Here is a 24,514-nt window from a genome sequence, read left to right as displayed (position 1 = left end):
ATATGCCAAATTGGACTCCAAAACAAAAAGAAGTAATAGATGCAAGAGACCAAAACATATTAGTATCTGCGGCAGCCGGTTCGGGAAAAACCGCAGTTTTGGTAGAGCGAATTATAAATTTATTGACAGATGAAAATAATCCGGTAGATATCGATAATCTTTTAGTCGTTACATTTACAAAGGCAGCAGCTTCTGAGATGAAGGAAAGAGTAAGAAATGCATTAGATGATATTATTACTAATCATCCTGAAAATGAACACATACAAAAACAGATTAATTTGATAAATACGGCACAGATTACAACGATTGATAGTTTTTGCTCGTTTGTTGTGAGAGAAAATTTTGAAAAAATAGATTTAGATCCTGATTATAAAATCGGAGATGAAGGTGAAATTGAACTTTTAAAAGCAGATGTTTTAGATGAAATCATTACAAACAGATATGAAGAGGCTGAACCTGAATTTATGAAATTTATCGAGCAGTATAAAGCGTCTAAGGCAGATGACAGTGTTACAAACCTGATAATGGAACTTTACACTGCATCTGAAAGTCATGTAAATCCTGAAAAATGGGTTAAGTCATGTATTGATAATTATATTGTTTCAGATGAAGAAGATTTAAATAGCAAGTCGTGGATGGTAAAAAATATTAATGACATTAAAAATATTATGCCTGACATATGTAAAAAACTTGAAAATGCCATAAATATATGCGAACAACAGGGCGGCCCTGAAAATTATACAAAAGTTCTAACTGATATGTATGGAACGTGTCAGCTTGCAATGGATAAGCAATCTTATAGAGCGTTAAAAAATTCATTAGGAGAGTATAAGATACCTAGACTTCCAAATAAATCAGGTGGTGAAAATTCTGAAAAGGCTGAAAGAGTTAAGGCAATAAAAAACGAAGTAGGAAATAAAATAAAAAACATAGTCGATGATTATTTGTCATACGATATTGATGAAATTTTAGAAGAAATAAATGTAATGAAGGATCAGGTCCGGGTTATAATTGATCTTACATTAGAATTTATGAATAGGCTAAAAGAGGTAAAGCAAGAAAATGCCATAATGGATTTTTCAGATTTAGAACATTATGCATTAAATATTTTAACATGTGAAAATGAAAATGGAGAAATCATTCCGTCAGATGTGGCTATAAGCATGTCAAAACAGTATAAAGAAATAATGATTGACGAATATCAGGATAGTAATACAGTGCAGGAAGCGATACTTACAAGCATTTCAAATGGAGCTGGAATTAATAATGTTTTTATGGTAGGAGATGTTAAGCAGAGTATTTACAGATTCAGACTGGCTAATCCAAATTTATTTTTAGAAAAATATGATACTTACAGTGAAGAAACGGATGCATCAAAGCGTAAAATAATTCTTGATAAAAACTTTAGAAGCCGAAAAGAGGTCATTGATAGTGTAAACTATATATTTGATACAATCATGTGCAGACATACAGGTGGAATTGAATATATAGACAACAACAGATTAGTATGCGGTGCATCTTTTAAAGAACTGCCTGATATACAGGATAATGCAACAGATATTGTTTTAATCGAAGGGGACAAAGAATATGAAATAGAACAAATCGCAAAGAAGATTAAAAAGATTGTAGACCCTGATTTTGGAATGAAGGTTCAGGATAAAGATGGAAATTTAAGAAATGCAAAGTATAGTGATATAGTTATTCTTTTAAGAGGTATAAAAGGAATTTCAAGTCAGTATGTTGATGTTTTAGAAAAATATGGAATACCGGCATACACTGAAACAAAAACGGGATTTTATGATGCAAAAGAAGTATTAACAGTACTAAATTTCTTAAATGTCTTAGATAATCCAAGACAGGATATTCCACTTGCAGGCATAATGCTATCACAAATGTTTAATTTTTCTGAAAGTGAATTGGCACAAATCCGCATTAATGATGAAGAAAGCGGTTTATATGATGAATTAAAGTCATACTTATATGATGGAGATGACGAGAAACTTGTTGATAAGATTACAAATTTTATGAATATTATTAATAACTTGAGAAAAGAAATTCCGTATATAACAGTATATGATCTTATTGATAAAGTACTTAAAATAAACGGATATGATAATTATATTATGGCACTTCCTTCAGGATTAAGAAGAATAAAAAATATTGAGCAATTGAAAGAAAAGGCAGTTGCTTATGAAAATTCCAGTTATACAGGACTTTTTAATTTTATCAGATACATTGAGAAAGTTAAGGTTGTAAGAGAAGAAGGAGAAGCTTTGTCAGTAGATGAAAGTGACAATATTGTAAGAATAATGTCAATTCATAAAAGCAAAGGATTACAGTTTCCTATAGTATTTTTAGCAAATGCTACATCAAAATTCAGACCTGAAAAAGATGCAATTGCAATCCATGAAGAATATGGAATCGGAATGGATTATGTTAATCATGAGTTGAAAATAAAAGATAGTTCACTTGTAAAAACTGTTATAAGAAACGCAATCACAAAAGAAAATAAAGCTGAATTACTTCGACTTTTATATGTTGCAATGACTAGAGCACAGGAAAAACTTATTATAACCGGTTCAGTAAAAAAAATTGAAAAAGAAGTTGAAAAAATTAACGGATACAGGAGAAATCCATATTTACAGGCAACAGGAAGTGAAATAACAGAAATTAATAATTTTATGGACTGGATTTTGCTTGCTACGTCAAGAAATAAAGGCGCAGATGAATTATTGAAGCACAATGATAGTTTTACAGAGGCACAAAATGAAGAACTTTATAATATTGATGCAAGTGTAAACATAACAGCAATTTTGGGCGAAACAGAAGATGATAAACTAAAAGAGTATATTGAGTTAAATGATGATAATACTAAGAAACAGGAATTGCTTCAAATTGATGGTAAAAAAACATATGATAAGATAACAGAGGAGATTCTTAATAAAAACTTAAATTGGGAGTATCCGTATTATGAGGATGTAAATATAAGTGCAAAGGCAAGTGTTACTGAAATCAAGAGACAGGCATTGCATGAATATGATGAGCAGCAGGATGGTATGGAAATATTTAAAGAAGATTTGCCGGATATAATTCCTGATTTTGCAAAATCGGACGAACAGCTTCATGAAAAGCTAACAGGTGCAAACAGAGGAACAGCTTATCATAGGATATTTGAACTTATGGATTTGAATTTGCCTGAATATACAGTAGAGTCTGTTAATGAAATGATTAATGGTTATGTTAATAGAGGTCTGATAGATAAGGCAGGAGCAGATTGTATAAATGAAAATGATGTTATTGCTTTTAGTAAAACAGACTTATTTGAAAGAATGAAACAGGCACAGTCGAGAGGAGAGCTGTTTAGAGAACAGAAATTTCTTCTTGGAAAGAAGGCTTGTGAAGTGAATCCAAATACCGATTCAGAGGAACTTGTTGTAATTCAGGGAATTATTGACGTATGTTTTATTGAAAATGGAAGGTATTATGTAGTAGACTATAAAACTGACAAAGTAAGAAAAATGGAACAATTGTATGATAAATACAGTGTTCAGTTAGATTACTATAAAGAAGCAATTGAGCAGATTACAGGTAAAAAAGTTGAAGATGAAATAATATACTCTGTAACGCTTGGCGATGAAATAAGTTTTACTGAGCATAGACAAAGGAGACAATAATGATTTTTCCAAAGTATATAAAGAAAAATGACACTATAGCTGTTACGGCCCCGTCAAATGGAATAACAGATGAAATTAAAATAAAAAGATTTAACAAAGGGGTAGAGCAACTTAAAAACAGAGGATATAATGTTGAATTTACTGACAGTGTTTTTAAGGCTGATAAAAGAGGCGTAAGCAATACCGCAAAAATTAGAGCAGAAGAATTTAACAGATTATTTGATAAAAATGAAGTTACAGGAATAATTTCTGCCGCAGGTGGGGATTATTTAATGGAGATGCTTGAATATGTGGATTTTGAAAAAATTAAGGCAAATCCAAAATGGGTTCAGGGATATTCAGATAATACAGGATTAGTATTTCCTATTATGACAAAATGTGATGTGGCATCTGTTTATGGATGTAATTTTGGAGATTTTGGTATGGAACCATGGCAAAATACAGTAAGCAATGCATTAGGTGTGTTAGAGGGAAATGTAAGAAGCCAGAAATCATTTGATTATTATGAATCCGACCGCCATGAATATGAAACAGGTTTTGAAGGATACTATAAAGATAAAGAAGTATGCTGGATAAACGGACGTGGTGAAGAGAAGATTGAAATGTCAGGAAGATTAATAGGTGGATGCCTTGATGTTATCTGCTTTTTAATCGGAACAAAGTATGACGGAACAGAAGAATTTATTCATAAATATAAAGATGATGGTATTATATGGTTCTTAGAAAGCTTTGATTTTAGTGATACTACGTTAATAACACATTTATGGCAAATGAAACAGATGGGATATTTTAAATATGTAAAGGGATTTGTATTTGGAAGACCATTGATGTATAATACGTGGATAGAACAGCCATATAATGAGGCAGTTATGTCTATTTTAGGCGATTTAGACGTTCCGGTTATATTTGATGCGGATATCGGACATAAAGGACCTCAGTTCTCAATGATAAACGGGGCAATTGCAAAAGTCAGCAGTGCCAATGGAAAAGGAGTTATACAATATGCTTGAGTTAAGAGACGTGAAGTTTAGCGTAAACGATGAAAATGGCAGTGTGAAAAATATAATAAACGGCATCAGTATGAATATTGATGAAAGCAAATTTGTAGCCATTACAGGACCAAATGGAAGTGGAAAGTCTACTTTGGCAAAATTAATCGTAGGAATTAATCAGCCAACAGAAGGAAGGATTTTATATAATGGCACAGATATTACAAATATGTCTATTACGGAAAGAGCAAAATTGGGAATTAGTTTTGCGTTCCAGCAACCTGTAAGATTTAAAGGAATCACAGTTATTGACTTACTTAGAATAGCGGCAGGAAAGCAGCTTACAATTAGTGAAGCCTGCGAATATCTTTCAGAAGTAGGACTTTGCGCAAGAGACTATATTAACCGTGAAGTGGATGCAAGTCTTTCAGGTGGTGAGTTAAAGAGAATAGAAATAGCGACAATTATTGCAAGAGGAACAGAACTTTCAGTATTTGATGAACCAGAGGCAGGAATTGATTTGTGGAGTTTTAACAGCCTTATTAAAGTATTTGAAAAAATGCAGAAAAATAATAAAAACTCAATTTTAATTATTTCTCATCAGGAAAGAATTCTTGATATTGCAGATGAAATTGTTTTGTTAGCAGACGGAGTTATCAAGGCACACGGAAGTAAAGAAGAAATTCTTCCGATGGTTCTTGGAGCAGAAAATAATGGCCCATGTGCCAAATTACAGTCATAAGGAGGAAAATCATGGACAAAATTCAGATGGAATTATTTGAACAGCTTACTGGATTACATGAAATTCCGGCAGGCGCATACAACATAAGGGCGAACAGCAAAAAAGACAGCAGAAATACAACTGCAAATATTGATATTGTAACAAAAGAAGATAAAGATGGCATTGATATTTATGTTAAACCGGGAACAAAAAACGAAAGTGTTCATATTCCGGTTGTTATTAGTAAGACAGGATTAGAAGAATGTGTATACAATGACTTCCATATTGGCGAAGGAGCAGATGTGCTTATCGTTGCAGGATGTGGAATACATAATGGCGGTGATAAAAAGTCACGTCATGATGGAATACACACGTTCTATATTGGAAAAAATGCCAGAGTAAAATATGTTGAAAAACATTATGGAAAAGGTGATGGCAACGGTGAAAATGTAATGAATCCTACTACAATTGTTAATATTGAAGAGGGTGGTTACATGGAAATGGAAACAGTTCAGATTAAAGGAATTGATTCAACAAACCGTATCACCGAAGCTAAATTAGACAAAGATGCAAAGATTGTTATTACAGAAAGAATTATGACGCATGGAAATCAGTTTGCAGAAACTCATTTCAATGTAGATATGAATGGAGATGGTTCAAGTGCAAATGTTATTTCACGTTCAGTTGCAAAAGGAAATTCAAAACAGGCATTTTATTCTGTAATTAACGGAAATGCAAAATGCACAGGACATTCAGAGTGTGACGCTATTATAATGGATAATGCTAAGATTACAGCTTTACCTGAAATTACAGCTAATGATTTAGAGGCATCATTAATTCATGAAGCCGCTATTGGTAAAATTGCAGGTGAACAGTTAATCAAGTTACAGACATTAGGCCTTAGCGAAGAAGAAGCAGAGGAACAGATTGTTAATGGATTTCTTAAATAATATGTTTATATGATGGTAGGATTGCGGGAGTGCGTAGCACAGAACAATCCGTAGGCATCAAAGTTGGGGCCTTTTGCCCCAACATCTTTTTATAGCACAAATAATTGTGCATAAATAACTTCGACATAATAAATATGATAGTAACAATGATACTCTCTTTGCCGGATAAAACGGCAGAGGGAGTATTTTTATGTAGGACAAGTTTATGTTTATAGAACCAAATTAAAAAATAAAGTTAAAAAGCAAATAAATACGATGCAAAAGACAAATAATAGAGAAAACTTTTGTTGATATAAAGATAAATAAAACAACTTGACACATACCCTACAGGGGTATAAAATGCAAATGTAAAAATGAAAGACTAATATAATTAAAGATGTATGAAAGGAGTCGCTTTGGAAGAGAATAAAAAAGAAGTACAGGCAACAGCAAGTGGAAAATGCAGTAAATGTTGTACAGTCGAAGACCGCAATTGTTGTAGTCATAAAACAAAAGAAAGAACAGAAAAAGAATATAAAGATTTAATAAACAGACTTAACAGAATTGAGGGGCAGGTTAGAGGTGTAAAAAATATGATTGAAAGTGATGCATATTGTACAGATGTACTTGTGCAGGTATCGGCAATCAGGTCAGCATTAAATAGCTTTAGCAAAGTACTATTAACTAATCATATTAAAACATGCGTGGTTGATAATTTAAAACAGGGAAATGATGAAGTGGTTGATGAGTTAGTTGCAACATTACAAAAACTATTAAAGTAATTATATTAGTATGTAGAAAAATAAAATTAACTTGTGACTATGTAATTTAATAAATTTTATAAAAAATAGAATATATTGCTTTTTAAGTCGCAGTTAATTAATAATTACAAGTTCTAAATCGAGGTGATAAACGTTGAAAAAATATTCAGTATATGGAATGAGTTGTGCCGCCTGCAGTAGCAGAGTAGAAAAGGCTGTTTCTAAAGTAGAGGGAGTAAATTCCGTAGCGGTGAATTTACTTACAAATTCAATGATAGTTGAGGGAGAGGTTGAGCCTGAGATAATAATGAAGGCAGTAGAAGACGCAGGTTATAAGGCAAAACCTCAGAATGGCGAAAAAGTAAAATCAGAAGAGCAGACAGATGAATTAGATAATTCAGGTGAAACCAAGAAGATAAGAAACAGATTTATCTGGTCAATTATTTTTCTTGTTCCACTTATGTATATTTCAATGGGAGTTACAATGTGGGGATTTCCTGCACCGGAAGCATTTGAAAAGAATCATATTGCCATGGGACTTACGGAGATGTTATTTACAATCATAATAATGATTATAAATAAAAAATTCTTTGTAAGTGGATTGAAAGGACTGATAAATAAAGCTCCTAATATGGATACTCTTGTAGCACTTGGTTCGGGAGCTTCATTTGGATACAGTTTGTATGTGCTGTATGCAATGACATTTGCACAAGTTGATGGAAATATGGAACTTGTACATCATTATATGCATGAATTTTATTTTGAATCAGCTGCAATGATTCTTACACTAATTACATTAGGAAAAATGCTTGAATCATTTTCAAAAGGAAAAACAACAGATGCACTAAAGGGACTTATGAAGCTTGCTCCAAAAACAGCTACTATAATTGAAGCAAATGGAAATGAAAAACTTGTGGATATTGCAAGAGTATCAATAGGTGATGTATTTGTTGTAAGACCGGGCGAAAGCATTCCTACAGATGGTGTAATAATAGATGGAAGCAGTGCTGTCGATGAATCAGCACTTACAGGAGAGAGCGTTCCAAAAGATGTAACAGTGGACGATGAGATATTTGGATCTACAATAAACAAATCAGGATTTATAAAATGCAGGGCAACAAGAGTAGGAGAAGATACGACATTATCACAAATAATTCATATGGTAAGTGATGCGGCAGCAACAAAGGCTCCGATAGCAAAGGCAGCAGATAGAGTATCCGGAGTATTTGTTCCGGTTGTAATTGTGATAGCACTAATAACCATAGTTGTATGGCTTTTCGCAGGAAAAGACGTAGGTTTTGCACTTGCCAGAGGAATATCAGTATTGGTAATAAGTTGTCCTTGCGCGTTAGGACTTGCAACACCTGTAGCAATTATGGTTGGTAATGGAAAAGCAGCAGGAAATAATATTTTATTTAAAAACGCAGTTGCACTTGAAAATACAGGAAAAACACAGATAGTTGCTTTGGATAAGACAGGAACAATTACAAGTGGAAAACCGGTTGTAACAGACATTGTTGGAAATGATAAGGATGAACTTTTAAGGATTGCTTATGCTTTAGAAAGTAAAAGCGAACATCCTTTAGCATCGGCGATAGTTGAATATGGAAAAGTGAACAACATTAAAATGCATGATATTAATGAGTTCTCAATTGATGCGGGATACGGATTAAAAGGTGAATATGAAGGAAATACTGTAGCAGGTGGTAATTTAGCATATATAATCAAATTTGCAAATGTAAGTGATGAATTAATAAAGAATGCAGAAGAATTAGCTAAAGAAGGAAAAACTCCGCTGTATTTTAGCAAAGACAAAGAAACACTTGGAATTATTGCAGTTGCAGATGTTATAAAAGAAGAAAGTATTGTAGCCGTTAAGAATCTTAAGAATATGGGAATTAAGGTTGTCATGATTACAGGTGATAATGAGCAGACAGCACAGGCAATAGGAAAGAAAGCAGGAGTGGATGAAATCTATGCAGGAGTTTTACCACAGGGAAAAGAAGAAATAATCCGCAAACTTTCAGAAAGTGGAAAGACAGCTATGGTTGGCGATGGTATAAATGATGCACCGGCATTAACAAGAGCAGACATCGGTATAGCAATTGGAGCAGGAACAGACGTTGCAATTGATGCGGCAAGTGTTGTCTTAATGAAAAGTGATTTAAGAGATGTACCTGGAGCAATAAGATTAAGTAAAGGTGTATTGAGAAATATTCACGAAAATCTATTCTGGGCATTTTTCTATAATGTAATAGGAATACCTCTTGCGGCAGGCGTATGGTTTCCGTTATTTGGATTAAAATTGAATCCAATGTTTGGAGCAGCTGCAATGAGTCTGTCAAGTGTATGTGTAGTTACAAATGCATTACGATTGAATTTATTTAAAGTTCATAAAAAAGATGAAATGAACGTAAAGAATAAAGAGAGTTTTGAAAAAATAAGTGATAATAATGTAATGATAAATTCAAATAAAAAATGTCAGTCAGGTTGTAATATTAAAGATAATAATATAAATTCAAATGTAAAGGAGACAAGCAAAATGGAAAAAATAATGACAATTGAAGGAATGATGTGTGGACATTGTGAAAAGGCAGTTAAAACAGCCTTAGAAGCAATAGATGGAGTAGAAAGTGCTGTTGCAGATCATGAAAAAAATGAAGCTGTTGTTAAATTAACTAAGGATGTGGATAACAATGTTTTAAAGGAAACAGTTGAAAAACTTGAGTATAAAGTTACAGAAATTAAATAATTGTTTGAATGTAACAAAATGATAATATGAAAACAGTAAACTTTGTACAAAACATTTAAAAAACGTTTTAATTTTATAAAGAATTTAATATACTCTTAAATAGTAAAATTGAACGGGTAAAAATTAAATAAGAAATTTACATCAAAAAAGACAAATAGTTATTCTTCGGATAAAACAAACTTTAAGGTTAAAGGCTTAAAACCTAATAAAAAGTATTACGTAAGAGCAAGAGCATATAGCATATATAAAGGTACAACTGTATATTGTAAATGGTCTAAGCGTAAGGTTATTATTAGAAAAAATAAATAAATATAAGTTAGTTAAAAATGAGACTGTAGCACTAACTAAGTGATACAGTCTCATTTTTATGATAGAATACTTAATAGATTATAAAGTATAATTGTGCATAACATAAAATTAATATTAACAGTTATTATTTAATGCAATATATTAATATGAGAAAGGAAATAATATGAACGTATTTATAGGTTTAATCATACCATTTATAGGAACAACATTAGGAGCAATGTGCGTGTTTTTAGTTAAAAACAAATTAAATGACAAAGTACAAAAAAGTTTACTTGGATTTGCATCAGGAGTTATGGTGGCAGCGTCAGTATGGTCACTATTAATACCATCATTAGATATGGCATCAGGAATGGGAAGATTGTCATTTATACCGGCGTGTGTAGGATTTATGCTTGGAATCCTATTTTTACTTGGAATGGATATGCTAGTTCCTCATTTGCATGCCGGAAGTGATAAACCCGAAGGGCCAAAGAAATCATTAAAGAAAACAACGATGTTAATTTTGGCAGTGACAATTCATAATATACCAGAAGGAATGGCAGTAGGAGTTGTGTTTGCCGGAATGATGGCAAATAACACGGGGATAACATTAGCTGGAGCCATGGCGCTTTCAATTGGAATAGCAATTCAAAATTTCCCTGAAGGAGCAATAATCTCCTTGCCGTTAGTGTCAGCAGGAAATACAAAAAAGAAATCCTTTGTTTACGGTATGTTATCAGGAATAGTTGAACCGATTGCGGCAGCAATAACAATAATGCTTACAGGAATAATTTTACCGTTGCTTCCATATTTATTGTCATTTGCGGCAGGGGCTATGATATATGTTGTTGTAGAAGAATTATTGCCTGAATCCGTGGAAGGTGAACATTCTAATATTACAACAATTGGATTTGCATTAGGATTTATGATAATGATGATATTAGATGTGGCACTAGGATAATTTGAAAATAAATAATATAAAAAATACGGCTTAAACATAAAAATGAGTAAGCCGTATTTTTCGTGACAAACATAAAGCCTGTCTGTTTATGGACTGATATACGAATTATAACTTAATTACTTTTGTTACACGGTCAGATATAATGAATGCAACTGCGAGTTTAACTAAATCAGGAATAACGAAAGGTGTTACGCACCATCCAAGAACAGTTGCAAGACCAATTGTACCTGTTGATTTCATGTATACAACCATGAACCATGCTGTACCAAATGCATAGCAGATTGCAAGTCCTAATAAAAGAGCTATAAGTTTAACAATGAATTTATTACCTAATAAAGATGTGAATAACCAGTAAATCAAAGCGGTACATAAGAAGCCTATAAGGTATCCGCCTGTTGTTCCTAAAAGTACGGCAACACCACTTTTAAATCCTGCAAATACAGGAACTCCGATAGCTCCTAATAATAGGAAAACTAAAATTGAAAGTGTTCCACGTTTACCACCTAAAATACATAAAGTAGTAAATACAGCAAATGTTTGAAGTGTAAATGGAACTGTTAATGGAATTGAAATCCAAGAACATATTGCCATTAATGCTGCAAATAAAGCGATTAAAGTTATATCTGTTGCTTTGCTTGATGATTTTGTTGCTGTTAAATTTTCTGTTGTTGACATTGTTTTCTCCTTTTTTTATAAAAATAATCATGTATAGATATTCTGAAATTTGACAGATATCCGAATATGTATTTATTGTTGATTTCAATTGTTGTATTGAATCAATTTTTATCATACATATGACAATATAAATGGTAAAAGATGAATTGTCAACCTATATTGTAAAATAGTTGACAACTAAAATCCCAATATTAGTGATAACACTAATTAATGCACATACTAATTGCTGACAGTTTTAAATTGATATGATTTAAAGCAGAATTAAAAAATATAGTACATAGTAAAAAACGATGCTATAATGTACAGGATAATACATAATGACAAATGCAATTTGGGATAAGTAATATATCAATATGAATTAATTATTAGAGTATATAGTTAAAGTATCCTTAATTGCAAAAGAGAGGTACATATGAAACTTTCAGAATTAAAGCAAAGCCAATCGGGAATTATTTCTGTGGTCGGTGGAGAAGGAAATTTAAGAGGTCATTTTCTGGATATGGGAATAATTCCGGGAACAAAAATCACTTATGTTAAAGCTGCTCCAATGGGAGATCCCATTGAGTACCGTATATGGGGATATGAATTGACTCTTAGATTAGAGGATGCACAAAAAATAGAAATAAATATGTGCAATGAAAATGATAATAAATTATCGGATGATAAGGTAAAAACGAAGAATAAGAAGATAATGGAATCGGGTAAGGACAAATTGTCACATCATCCGGGCCTTGGAGAAATGGGAATATACCATGTTAAGCAACGTGGCGAAGAATTAAAAGATGATGAATTGATAACATTTGGTCTTGCGGGTAATCAGAACTGTGGAAAGACAACATTATTTAATCAGCTGACAGGCTCAAATCAGCATGTTGGTAATTTCCCAGGAGTTACAGTCGATAGAAAAGATGGACAGATTAGAAAACATGAGAATACTTTGGTTACTGATTTACCTGGAATATACTCAATGTCGCCTTATACAAGTGAGGAGATTGTAACAAGAGACTTTTTCTTAAATGACAGACCAAGAGGAATTATCAATATTGTAGATGCAACGAATTTTGAACGAAATATGTATTTGACAATGCAGTTAATTGAACTTAATATTCCGATGGTATTGGCGTTAAATATGATGGATGAGGTTCATAAAAACGGCGGAACTATTAAGATAAATGAATTAGAAGAAGCATTGGGAATACCGGTAGTTCCTATATCTGCCGCTAAAAATGAAGGTATAGATGAACTTATCGACCATGCGATACACGTTGCAAAGTATAGAGAACGTCCGGGAAGAATGGATTTTTGTGATGCGAATGGTGAAGATGGCGGAGCAATGCACAGGTGTCTTCATTCTATAATGCATTTGATTGAGGATCATGCACATAAAAAAGAGATTCCTACAAGATTTGCAGCAAGCAAATTGGTTGAGGGCGATGCAGAAGTGCTTAAAAAACTTGAACTTGACCAGAATGAAAAAGAAACGCTGGAACATATAATCTTACAGATGGAAAATGAAAGTGGATTAGACAGAGTGGCAGCTCTTGCAAAGATGAGATTTACATTTATTGATAAAATTTGCAAAGCTACAGTAGTTGAACCAAAACAAAGTGTTGAGCATATTCGAAGTCAGAAAATTGATAAAATACTTACGGGAAAATACACAGCAATTCCTTCTTTCGTTGCAATAATGGCATTTATATTTTGGATGACTTTTGGAGTGGTAGGAGCATGGCTTTCTAATCTTATGGAAATAGCTATTGATTTTGTTACAAATGCTTGTGATAAAGCACTTATTAGCATACAGGTTAATGAAGTGCTGAGATCGCTTGTGGTTGATGGAATATTGACAGGTGTTGGAAGTGTATTGAATTTCTTACCAATTATAGTTATTTTATTCTTCTTTCTATCATTGCTTGAAGATAGTGGATATATGGCAAGAGTAGCATTTGTAATGGACAAATTATTAAGAAAAATAGGTCTGTCAGGGAGAAGCTTTGTTCCAATGATAATCGGTTTTGGGTGTTCAGTTCCGGCTATAATGGCTACAAGAACATTGCCATCTGAAAGAGACAGAAAAATGACAATAATGCTTACTCCTTTTATGAGTTGCTCGGCAAAATTGCCTATTTATGCAATGTTTACCGCAGCATTTTTCCCTAGATATGGAGCATTGGTTATGACTGCTTTATATTTTATGGGAATTATAGTTGCAATAATTTACGCGCTAATATTAAATCATACGAAATTTAAGGGAGAGCCTGTTCCTTTTGTTATGGAACTTCCAAATTACAGACTTCCGGGAATAAAAAATGTAGGAAGATTGATATGGGATAAGGCAAAAGACTTTATTACAAGAGCATTTACAATTATATTCTTAGCTTCTATTATAATATGGTTCCTTCAGACTTTTGATTTGAAATTAAATGTTGTTGAGGATTCTAAAGACAGCATTTTGGCTTTAGTTGGAAGTATTATTTCTCCGATATTTAAACCATTAGGTTTTGGAAATTGGAAAATATCAACAGCACTTATTACAGGATTTACAGCAAAAGAAAGCGTTGTAAGTACATTGACAGTTCTTTTCGGTGGAACAAATATAGCACTTTATACAGCATTTGATACAACTACCGCTATAGTTTTTCTTGTATTTACATTATTATATACACCTTGCGTAGCTGCAATTGCATCTGTAAAAAGAGAATTAGGTGGAAACTGGGCAGCAATGATAGTGGTGTTACAGTGTGTAGTTGCATGGATTGTAGCGTTTATTGTTAAAATGTTATTGACTGTTATTGTTTAGTAGAACAGAAATTTAGTGATGAATTTCTTAAAGAAAAGAAAAAAATTTTGACCAATTAGGCTTATGATAGTTAAGTATTTGTGTCAGAAGTTACATAAAACTTATAGAACTAAAAAAATAATATATATATCAGATAAAACCCCATTATTGCTATTGAAATGTTTCAAAAGTAATAATGGGGTTTTATTAAAAATGTATAAAAACAATATGAAATGTTAATGAAAACAAGAAAAAATATAGTATAAAACATACAATAATGACAAAAAAAATATAAAAAAGTTTTTTTAGTTTTTTTGATTTTAAATATGAATTATAATATTAATTAGAAGGAAATTAATAAAATTAGGAAGAGGTAAGGGAAATGATGAATAGGTTACTTAAGAGGGGAGTATCATTAATACTTTCAGCAGCATTGGTTTTTACATTGTGTCCACAGACACAACTATTTAGTATTAAAGCTGCAGAAAGCGATGATACTCCTTATGTAATTTCAAAGGGGAGACCGGTTTATGCAAGCTCACAGAATGGTGATGGAAGTGGACCTGAAAAAGCAGTTGATGATGACATAACTACAAGATGGCAGGCAGCACAGAGTGATAAAGATGAATGGTTTTATGTTGATTTAGGAAAGAAAACGGATATTGACCATATTTATATTCAGTGGGAAGCTGCGTATGCTAAAAGGTATGAAATACAGTTATCAGATGATGAAGAAAACTGGACAACTGTATATGAAAAAGGTACTAAGCCGGGTGCATTTGTAAATATGGCAGTGTCATATGAAATTAAGTATGATGATAATAATAAGTGCTTTTATGCAGCAGCTAATTGGACTAGTGTGGATAATGCAGTATACAGAGTAACAGAGAATGATGAAATTGCCTCAGCTCCTGATAATTACAAATTCACAGGACATGGAGTTGCAGGAGGACAAATAAAACTTGATGAGGGAAAGCATACAATAAAGGTTACGGCATTATCTAAAGATGATGGAAAAGAACTTGGATCAGGAACATGCGAAATTGATGTGTCTATTGGAAATAAAGGAAACAATGGAGTAGAGATTGATTCTTCAGCAAATCTTAAACAGACTATTAATAAAGAAGATATGAGTGCAACATCTGCAAGATATGTAAAAATGCTTTGTACAGAGAGAGCAACTAACTATGGAGTTTCAATGTTTGAATTTCAGGTATATGGAACAGATGGTGTTGTAAAAAGACCAGTAAATTACGGAGAAAACATCGCACTTAATAAAGAAACAAAAACATCAGGCCTAAAAGATGAATGGTGGATGTATGATAAAGAAGGAAATTTATTACAAAAGGAACTTGATAAAGTAGTTGGAAAGAATGCAGTAGATGGTGATATGAATACATCATTCTCATCTAAAAATGATATTAATCAGTGGTTGAGTGTAGATTTAGGTGACAGTTATGATATAGGTCGTATATCTGTTACATGGACGGGTGATGCAGGAAAAGTATATGATTATCAGGTATCAAATGACGATAAAAATTGGACAAGCATATATAGAAATGTTAAAGGAACACCTAATTCTACGGATAATAGACAGGTATATGCACAGAATGTAAGATATGTTCGTGTCTTAGCGTATAGTAAAGTTGAAAAGGGAAGTGGAATAGGGATTTCAGAATTAGAAGTATATAAATATAAAGAAGGTGATGAAAAACCTGCAATTAATTTACCTGAATTACCAAAGACAAAGACAAAGACAGCAGGTAAAGCAACGTATATTTCTAATGATATGTATTTGGAACAGGCAAAAGTTCCGTATTATAAGACAGATAATGTAAAGGCACCTATAGAAAGTAATGACTGGTGGCAGTCAATGCTTATAAAGAAGTTTGGCAATACAATTTGTACAATGCCTTTTAAAGTTAGATTTTCAACAAAAGGATTAAGTGTTCTTACAGCTACAGACGGATGGCTTCAGGATCATGCAGCTACAGCTGTAAATTTATCTGTTATTTCAGAAACAACACCTGACTTTTATATTTTGCCGGAAAATTTAGACACAGATACAGCTTGTGATAAAGTAGCCGGTTATAGTGATTTTTCAGTTACGGCACAGTTAGCAGATGATAATCACGTAGCTATGACAAGTACGTTTGTAAAAGGCTCACCATATATATATAACGAATTTGGTGATACTGAAGCATTTACAATTACATCATCAAATATTACATCTATATTTAATGGAAATGGTGAAGAAATACTTGATAAAGGTTCAGTTACTACAGACCATATCGGACTGGAAATAACAGATAATGATAACAAGGCTAAAACAAATACATCAAAGAGTTATTATTGTTTATCAGTTCCTGAAGGAACAGTATTCAAAAAAGTTGGAAATAATATTAAGGTAGAATTTACAGGTAAAAATGGATACATGTCAGTTGGAACAATGACATCAAAAGACCAGATCGAAAAGTTTTATAAACATGGTTATGCATTTGTAGATAAAACATCAGTTACATATAATTATGATGATGACAATGCAAAAATGACATCAGATTATAAAGTAACAACAAAAGTTAAAAGAACAGGTTTTAATGACACAACATTTATGTGTATGATGCCACATCAGTGGAAATATTCTTCAAAGAATGGAAGTGAATTTGCTACATATCCGTCAGTAAGAGGAGATATGAAGGCAATAGAAAGTAATGAATTTACTACAGTATCTGATTTCTCAGGCTTAATAGCTATATTTGCTAAGCCAAATGGAGAAAAAGATGCAGATGGAACAGCTACATTTGATACAGACGCGGTAGCGAGATATCTTAAGGATTTGGAAAATTCAACAAAGAATATTACACCTGCTGCAGATGCTTATTGGGAAGGTAAGAATTTACATCCACTTGCAATGGGTGTAATAATGGCTGACCAGATTGGTGATATTGAATTGAAGGAGGTTTTCCTTCAAAGACTTAAAGCAAGATTAGTAGACTGGTTTACATATGATGGAAAAGATGACATAAGTTATTTTGTATATAATGAGGCATGGGGAACTATTTATTATAAGGAAAGTGAATTTGGTGCTAATGCAGCTATCTGCGACCATCATTTTACATATGGATATTTTGTATTTAGTGCAACGGTGTTAGCTACATATGATAAAGAATTCTACAATGATTATAAGGATATGATTGAAATTCTTATAAGAGATTATGCTAATCCGACGGCAGACAGTGAATATTGCAGATTCAGAGATTATGATTTATACGAAGGACATTCATGGGCAGGTGGATATGCTGACAATGATTCAGGTAATAATCAGGAATCAGCATCAGAATCATTGTTCAGCTGGATTGGAATGTATCTATGGGGAGTTCTTACAGAACAGAATTCTTACAGAGATGCAGGTATATTTGGATTTACAAATGAAATGGAAACAGTAAAGCAATACTGGTTTGATTATGACAGAACAACAGATAATAATGGAAATGTTATAAATAGTAACTGGGTTTCGGATTATCCGTATCAGGTAGTTGCTCAGGTTTATGGTGCAATTAATTTTTATGGAACGTTCTTTGGTGGACAACCATTGTATTGTTATGGTATTCATTGGTTACCGATTTCCGAATATTTGACATATTATGGAACAAATCAGAAGAGATGTGCCGAGATTTATCAGGGATTGTTAGATGATACTGATATGGCAATTGAATATGCAGCAATAGATGCAAAAAATGAAGGCAAGTCAGATGAGGAAATCAAAAAGATAAGGAATGATTATACCAGAGCGGATACAGGTTGGCAGCATATTACATGGCCATATCTTGCACTTACAGATCCAACTTTAGCAATCGATAAATTCTTAAAGAATGATACTAAAGTACAGAAAACTGATACGGCATTAACATATTGGTATATCAATGCACTTAAGGAAATTGGTGTAAGAAGTTCAGTTTATAAGATAACAGGAACAGGAATAGCAGGAACAGTATATTATAAAGAAAGTGAGAATAAATACACTGCCGAGGTTTACAATCCTACAGGAGAAAGAAAAACAGCATCTGTAAAGGACAGTACAGGAAAAGAAGTAGGAACTGTTGAAGTAGGAGCAAATTCCCTTATAAGTTTTGTAATCGACAGTGAAGGATTTGCCTACGAACAGATGTCGGCACCTACAATTAAAGCAACATCATTGGCATCAAAAGATGTTACTGATAATATTTCAGGAACAAAAGAATTTGATGACACACAATTAGTAGAATTAGAGTGTGCAGACGAAGGAGCAACTATTTACTATACAACAGATGGTAAAGCACCAAGTAATGAATCTACTAAGTATACAAAAGGTGATAAAATACTTGTATCAAGTGATACAACTCTTAAGGCTGTTGCAGTAAAGGATGGCTGCATTGATTCATCATATTCGACAGCAACATTTAAAATCAAAGGAGAAACAATTCAGGATGATACAAATGTTGCATTGAACAAAACTGTTACAGCAAGCAGTGAAGATGGTGGTAATACAGCAGCAAATTCAGTTGATGGTAAAGAAGATACAAGATGGCAGGCAAAAGCAGATGATTCAAATGAATGGATTCAGGTTGATTTAGGCAGAGTCAGAGTAGTTAACACTGTAAAGGCAAAATGGGAAGCAGCTTATGCAGCAACATATGAGGTTCAGACATCAGTTGATGGAAAAACATGGAACATAGTCGCTACTGAAAATGGTGGAACAGGTTATATAACAACTACATTTGCAGCAACAAATGCCAGATATGTAAAAATACAGACAACGTCAAGAGCAACAGATTATGGATGTTCTATTTTCGAATTTGAAGTTTATGGAGCACGTCAGACTAACAAGCCGACATTGTCAATTTCAAGTGGAACATATGATGATGCACAACAGGTTACTATGGAAACAGATGTAAAGGGTGCAGAAATCAAGTATACATTAGATGGAAGTGAGCCAACAGAAGATTCTGAGACATATATTGAACCTATTACAATAAGTGAATCTTCTTACGTTAAAGCTGTAACTTACAGAAAAGGAATGACTTTATCTGATGCAGCAGAAGCAGAAGTAATTATAAAGGGAACTTTAGGAATTAATAAGAAAGAAGCGTCAATTCCAAGAGATGGACAATTACAGTTGAATGGATTAAGCGATGAAAAGATAACATGGGAATCATCTGATAGTAAAATTGCAACTGTAGATAAAGATGGACTTGTAAAAGGTGTTTCTGTAGGTGATGTAGAAATAATTGCATCAATTGAAAATGGTAAAACAAAAACATGTAAGGTTACTGTAGTTGAACCAATTCCAATTACAAAGATAACTTTATCTGAAACAGAAGTAACACTTAAGAAAAAAGAGCAGGTTTCATTAGAAGCAGAGATAGAGCCTGAAAATACTACTGATAGTAAAGCTCTTACATGGACTTCAGAGAATGATAACATTGCTTCTGTAGATGATAAAGGAAAAGTAACTGCAAATGCAGTAGGAACTACAAAAATAACAGCCAAAGCAGGAAAAGTATTTGCAGAATGTACAATAACTGTAAGAGATGTTACAACAGAAGAAATGCTTGTAGATGAAAACTTTAACCTCGCTTTACATAAGAATGTTGAAGTATCTTCTCTATATACTAAAGAGGGAAGTCAGACAACAGATATCCTTACAAATGGAGTCCTTACAGATAATATATCATATGAAACAGACTGGGATAAAACAAGAACATATGAATATGTTCTTGTTGATTTAGGAAAGAATTATACAATAGAAGCATTAAATAAGGTCGCAATTAAATTTAGTGCTGAAAATACTGCAGCTGAGAATATGTCAGTTCAGTTCTCAAATAATGGTGTTGATTATGTAACAGCATATGAAAATACTGCGCTTAAGTATAGTGATTCAAAAGAAGGATTATTTACATTTGACACAAATGTAAATACAAGTGAAATGTCTAGTGTAAGATATGTTAAGTTCTATATGAAGGGACATAAAGACTGGGGATTCCAGATGAAAGAAGTTGCGGTCTTTAGTACAGAACAGAATGCTAAAGAAGTTGAATTTGGTACATGTACTCCTCCGACAGATTTCGCAGTAACAACACAAGATTTTTCTCAGATTACATATACTATTACACCGGCAGAAGGACAGGAAGATTACACATACGCAATTTGGATTGATGGAGTACGTATGGGAGAACCTGTAAAAGCAGGAACGTATACATTAGATGGAATAACAGATGGAGAACATGTAGTTGAAGTGCACTCATATTGTAAATTTAAGGATAATGACTACATTGCTTCAAAAGAAGGAATTTCAAGAACAATATCAATTGATGATGGAACTTTGTATAAACGTTTAAATACAAAAAGAAATATTGCAAAAGGTTGTAGTATTTCATTAGATTCAGTTTATTCAGGAGAGGGAAGTCAGGATACAAGTGTCTTAACAGATGGAGAAATATCACAGGCATTGGATAAGGTAGTTGAATCGGTATGGGGCGAAAAAACAGCTGTTATAAATCTTGATTTAGGAAAAGATTACAAAAAAGACCAGATAGACGGAGTACTTTTAGCATTCAAAAATGGAGATACTTATGGTAAAAAATACACTGTAGAATTTTCAGAAGATGGCAAAAACTTTGAACAGGTGGCAACTATTGAAAATAGTGAATTTAAAAATTATTTTGAAAATAAGTTGGATATGTCATTATATAGTCATAGTAAGGTAAGATATGTTAGATTTAATTTACTTGAAGGAGCTACAGGTTGGGGATATCAGATATCTGAAGTAGCTGTATTTGATAAAGGATTCTACAAAGTAACAATTGATGGAAATGTTAAAAAAGTAAAGAATGGAGAAACAATTACCTTACCTGATGTAAATTCTGAGGGTACAAATAAACTTGGATATTATGATGTTGAAAATGATGAAACAGCAGCACCCGGAGCTACATATCTTGTAACAAAAGATGCTAAATTTGAAACAATTAATATGACAGTTAATTTGTTAAATGGAGCAAGCATGAGATTTTCGGAACCGTCAGGTTTAAGATTCCAGGCAAAAGTTACAACAGATAATGATGGACTTCTTGAACAGAACGCAGATGGTATAGGAAAACTTGTTACAACAGGAACTCTTATAAGTACAAGAGACTTGTATAATGATAACGGTGAGAAACTTGAACTAGATAGTAAATATACTAAGATTAACATTGTAAATACAGGCTGGTATGATGCTAATAAGAATAAGGATTATACTGATGATGTCGGAAATTACTGTGGTTCAATTATAAAGATTGCTAAATCAAATTATAAGAGAGAATTTATTGCAAAAGCTTATGCTACTATAAATTATACTTATTATAATTCAGATAATGGTAACAGTAGCATAACAGTATATTCAACTACAACTGATAAGAATGGAAATGAGATTGATGTAGTTGGAAGAACAATAAATTATGTTGCAACAGCTATAAAGAATTCAATAACATATTATAATTCATTACCTGAAAATGCCAGAAAATACGTTGATATGTATTTAGATGTTTCAGAAGAAAATACAAGCGAAGAATAATGTTTAAAAACTGGTTATAAATTTGGGCTACCCACATATTTGACAAAGAACCAAAAAACTCTCCTACAAAATGAACTCATAATGTAGGAGAGTTTTGAATTTATTGTTTTTTCATTCTACATATCGATGATATTATCATCTGGAATTACTAAAGCACATATAATATAAATTATTATACCTGAGCCATAGAAGAGTGAGAGAATAGCCCATATAAGACGTACAACTGTAACGTCAATATTAAGATATTCAGCAAGTCCTCCACATACTCCGGCAAGCTTTTTATTTTTTGATGATTTGTATAATTTACGCTTCATAACTACCTCCGTATAAAGCAATTTTAAAGTAAATAATTAGTAAACCATAGCTTCTTCTTCACCTGTAACAACTCTTAATGCACCCTGAGCAAGAGCAAGTAATTCATCTTCACCAGGATAAATTGTAACAGGAGCAATCCATTCAACAGCAGCCTTCATATCTTCCTGAGTTTTAGCATTGTAAGCAATACCACCTGTTAAGATAATCTGATCAACTTTTCCACCGAGAACTACAGACATAGCACCGATTTCTTTGCATAACTGATAATGGAATGCATCAACTACAGCCTTAGCTGTTTCGTTGCCGTCAGCAATCATCTTCATTAAGTCTCTCATGTCGTTTGAACCAACATAAGCATTGAAACCACCGTTACCATTAATCATTTTCCCAACTTCTGCCTGAGTGTATTTTCCACTAAAGCAAGCCTTCATCAATGAACCTGAAGGAAGTCCGCCTGAACGTTCAGGTGAGAATGGGCCGTCACCGTCTAATGCATTTGCAACATCAACAACTTTACCATTCTTATGAGCACCAACTGATACTCCGCCACCCATATGAACAACGATTAAATTTAAATCTTCGTATTTCTTACCAACTTCTTTTGCATATCTCTTAGCAACAGCTTTCTGGTTTAATGCATGGAAGATTGAAATTCTAGGGAATAATGGATGTCCTGATAATCTTGCAACATCAGCTAATTCATCAACTACAACAGGATCAACGATATATGATGGAACGTTAATCTGTGCTGCAATTTCATGAGCAAGAATACCACCAAGGTTTGATGCATGCTGTCCCTGCTTACCAATCTTTAAATCTTCAAGTAATTCAGGAGTAGTAGCATATGTACCACCTGGAATTGGCTTTAATAAACCACCACGACCTACAACAACATCAATAGTTGAAAGGTCAACATTCTTTTCTTCTAAGACTTTTAAAATAACTTCTTTACGGAAGTCCTTCTGATCATAAATTGTTGCGTACTGCGCAATTTCTTCAGTTGAATGTCTTAAAGTTTCTTCCATAAGCTGTGTTTCATCTTCGTAAACACCAATTTTAGTAGAAGTAGAACCCGGGTTGATAATCAATATTTTGTATGACATTTTAATACCTCCAAATTATTACATTGCTTCAGCAACTACAGCTGCTAATGCGATTGAATTTACTTTAACTTCAAATTCATCAGAACGTGATGTTAAAATAACAGGGGCCTTTGTACCTGTTAATATGTTGCCATTTTTAACATCTGCTGTATGAACTAAACATTTATATGTGATGTTACCTGCCTGAATATCAGGGAATAATAATACATCAGCATCACCAACAATTTTTCTGTTAGTTGTTCCTTTGTGGAATGCAGCTTCAGGTTCGATGGCAAGATCAAGTGAAAGTGGTCCGTCAACGATACATCCTGTGATTTCTCCATTTTCATTCATCTTAGTAAGTGCTTCAGCATCTACTGTACATGGCATTTTAGGATTTACAACTTCAACAGCTGCAAGAGGAGCTACCTTAGGACATTCAATTCCACATGCATGAGCAATTTCAACTGTGTTCTTAATAATCTGAGCCTTTGTATCAAGGTCAGGATAAGGAACGAATGCAACATCTGATAAGAATAATAAATGATCAATACCCTTAACATCAAATACGCAAACATGTGATAATGTTTTGTCAGTTCTAAGACCAACTTCTTTATCTAATACACTCTTAAGGAATGATTTTGTATCTATAAGACCTTTCATGTACATATCAGCTTTTCCGTCATGAACTAATTTAACAGCTGTTCTTGCTGCTTCGATTGGATCAACAACATTGATGATTTCAAATTCATCTGCATTCATCTTTAAAACACTGGCAATTGTACGAATCTTTGCTTCATCACCAACTAAAATAGCTTCAGCAATATTTCTGTCTTTTGCTGCCTTAACTGCTTCTAAAACTGCATCATCCTGTGCACAGGCAACAGCAACCTTTTTCATAGGGCATTCTGCAACCTTTGCAAGTAAATCGTCAAAACTTTTTGTCATTTTGTTTACCTCTTCAATATTTATAAATTTTTTTTGGATTTATATCCTG

The 24,514-nt window shown here is 33.0% G+C and carries 13 protein-coding genes; 9 read left to right on the top strand and 4 right to left on the bottom strand.

Annotation, left to right across the window (positions count from 1 at the left end; translation table 11 throughout):
- Nucleotides 1-2 precede the first annotated feature (2 nt).
- The 7 genes from addA (at nt 3) to CCC31_RS01320 (ending at nt 11,075) form a co-directional block, all read left to right on the top strand.
- Nucleotides 3-3,674: a helicase-exonuclease AddAB subunit AddA gene (addA, locus tag CCC31_RS01350; protein ID WP_290848985.1), complete on the top strand. Its 3,672-nt coding sequence runs from the start codon at nt 3-5 to the stop codon at nt 3,672-3,674.
- Nucleotides 3,674-4,684 (top strand): S66 peptidase family protein, encoded by a 1,011-nt coding sequence (locus CCC31_RS01345; protein WP_147585696.1) that lies wholly within the window; start codon nt 3,674-3,676, stop codon nt 4,682-4,684. Before addA ends, CCC31_RS01345 begins: the two co-directional genes overlap by 1 nt.
- On the top strand, nt 4,677-5,405 hold the full coding sequence (locus CCC31_RS01340; RefSeq protein ID WP_022088174.1) for an ATP-binding cassette domain-containing protein: 729 nt from the start codon (nt 4,677-4,679) through the stop codon (nt 5,403-5,405). Before CCC31_RS01345 ends, CCC31_RS01340 begins: the two co-directional genes overlap by 8 nt.
- Nucleotides 5,406-5,416: 11 nt before the next feature.
- A complete protein-coding gene (locus CCC31_RS01335; protein ID WP_147585698.1) occupies nt 5,417-6,334 on the top strand; it encodes a SufD family Fe-S cluster assembly protein in 918 nt (305 codons plus the stop codon).
- 395 nt (nt 6,335-6,729) lie between these two features.
- Nucleotides 6,730-7,095, top strand: a complete 366-nt coding sequence (locus tag CCC31_RS01330; protein WP_290848981.1) for a metal-sensing transcriptional repressor — start codon at nt 6,730-6,732, stop codon at nt 7,093-7,095.
- 133 nt (nt 7,096-7,228) lie between these two features.
- On the top strand, nt 7,229-9,826 hold the full coding sequence (locus CCC31_RS01325) for a heavy metal translocating P-type ATPase (RefSeq protein ID WP_290848979.1): 2,598 nt from the start codon (nt 7,229-7,231) through the stop codon (nt 9,824-9,826).
- A 472-nt stretch (nt 9,827-10,298) separates the two neighbouring features.
- Nucleotides 10,299-11,075: a ZIP family metal transporter gene (locus CCC31_RS01320; protein ID WP_290848977.1), complete on the top strand. Its 777-nt coding sequence runs from the start codon at nt 10,299-10,301 to the stop codon at nt 11,073-11,075.
- A 105-nt stretch (nt 11,076-11,180) separates the two neighbouring features.
- On the opposite strand, the gene CCC31_RS01315 is transcribed toward CCC31_RS01320, so the two are convergent.
- Complete coding sequence (locus CCC31_RS01315; RefSeq protein ID WP_290848975.1) at nt 11,181-11,750, bottom strand: biotin transporter BioY; 570 nt, start codon at nt 11,748-11,750, stop codon at nt 11,181-11,183.
- 412 nt (nt 11,751-12,162) lie between these two features.
- On the opposite strand from CCC31_RS01315, the gene feoB reads away from it, so the two are divergent.
- Together feoB and CCC31_RS01305 are read left to right on the top strand one after the other, a co-directional pair.
- Nucleotides 12,163-14,550 carry a ferrous iron transport protein B gene (gene feoB, locus CCC31_RS01310; protein ID WP_290848973.1) on the top strand — a complete coding sequence of 796 codons (2,388 nt, stop codon included), beginning with the start codon at nt 12,163-12,165 and terminating at the stop codon, nt 14,548-14,550.
- Between the two features lie 361 nt (nt 14,551-14,911).
- Nucleotides 14,912-22,120: a discoidin domain-containing protein gene (locus tag CCC31_RS01305; protein WP_290848971.1), complete on the top strand. Its 7,209-nt coding sequence runs from the start codon at nt 14,912-14,914 to the stop codon at nt 22,118-22,120.
- Nucleotides 22,121-22,236: 116 nt separating this feature from the next.
- On the opposite strand, the gene CCC31_RS01300 is transcribed toward CCC31_RS01305, so the two are convergent.
- The 3 genes from CCC31_RS01300 to ptb are packed head-to-tail and all read right to left on the bottom strand — an operon-like array spanning nt 22,237 to nt 24,465.
- A complete protein-coding gene (locus CCC31_RS01300; RefSeq protein ID WP_022088165.1) occupies nt 22,237-22,434 on the bottom strand; it encodes a PspC domain-containing protein in 198 nt (65 codons plus the stop codon).
- A 36-nt stretch (nt 22,435-22,470) separates the two neighbouring features.
- Nucleotides 22,471-23,538 carry a butyrate kinase gene (buk, locus tag CCC31_RS01295; RefSeq protein ID WP_147585705.1) on the bottom strand — a complete coding sequence of 356 codons (1,068 nt, stop codon included), beginning with the start codon at nt 23,536-23,538 and terminating at the stop codon, nt 22,471-22,473.
- 18 nt (nt 23,539-23,556) lie between these two features.
- On the bottom strand, nt 23,557-24,465 hold the full coding sequence (gene ptb / locus CCC31_RS01290) for a phosphate butyryltransferase (RefSeq protein ID WP_022088163.1): 909 nt from the start codon (nt 24,463-24,465) through the stop codon (nt 23,557-23,559).
- Nucleotides 24,466-24,514: the final 49 nt, after the last annotated feature.

This window comes from Eubacterium sp. LMAG:50 (assembly GCF_008680265.1).
In the GTDB taxonomy this organism is placed as follows: Bacteria; Bacillota; Clostridia; order Lachnospirales; family Lachnospiraceae; genus Eubacterium_U; species Eubacterium_U album.
Note: the sequence above shows the minus strand (reverse complement) of the source record. Positions and strands in the feature narration are given on the sequence as shown.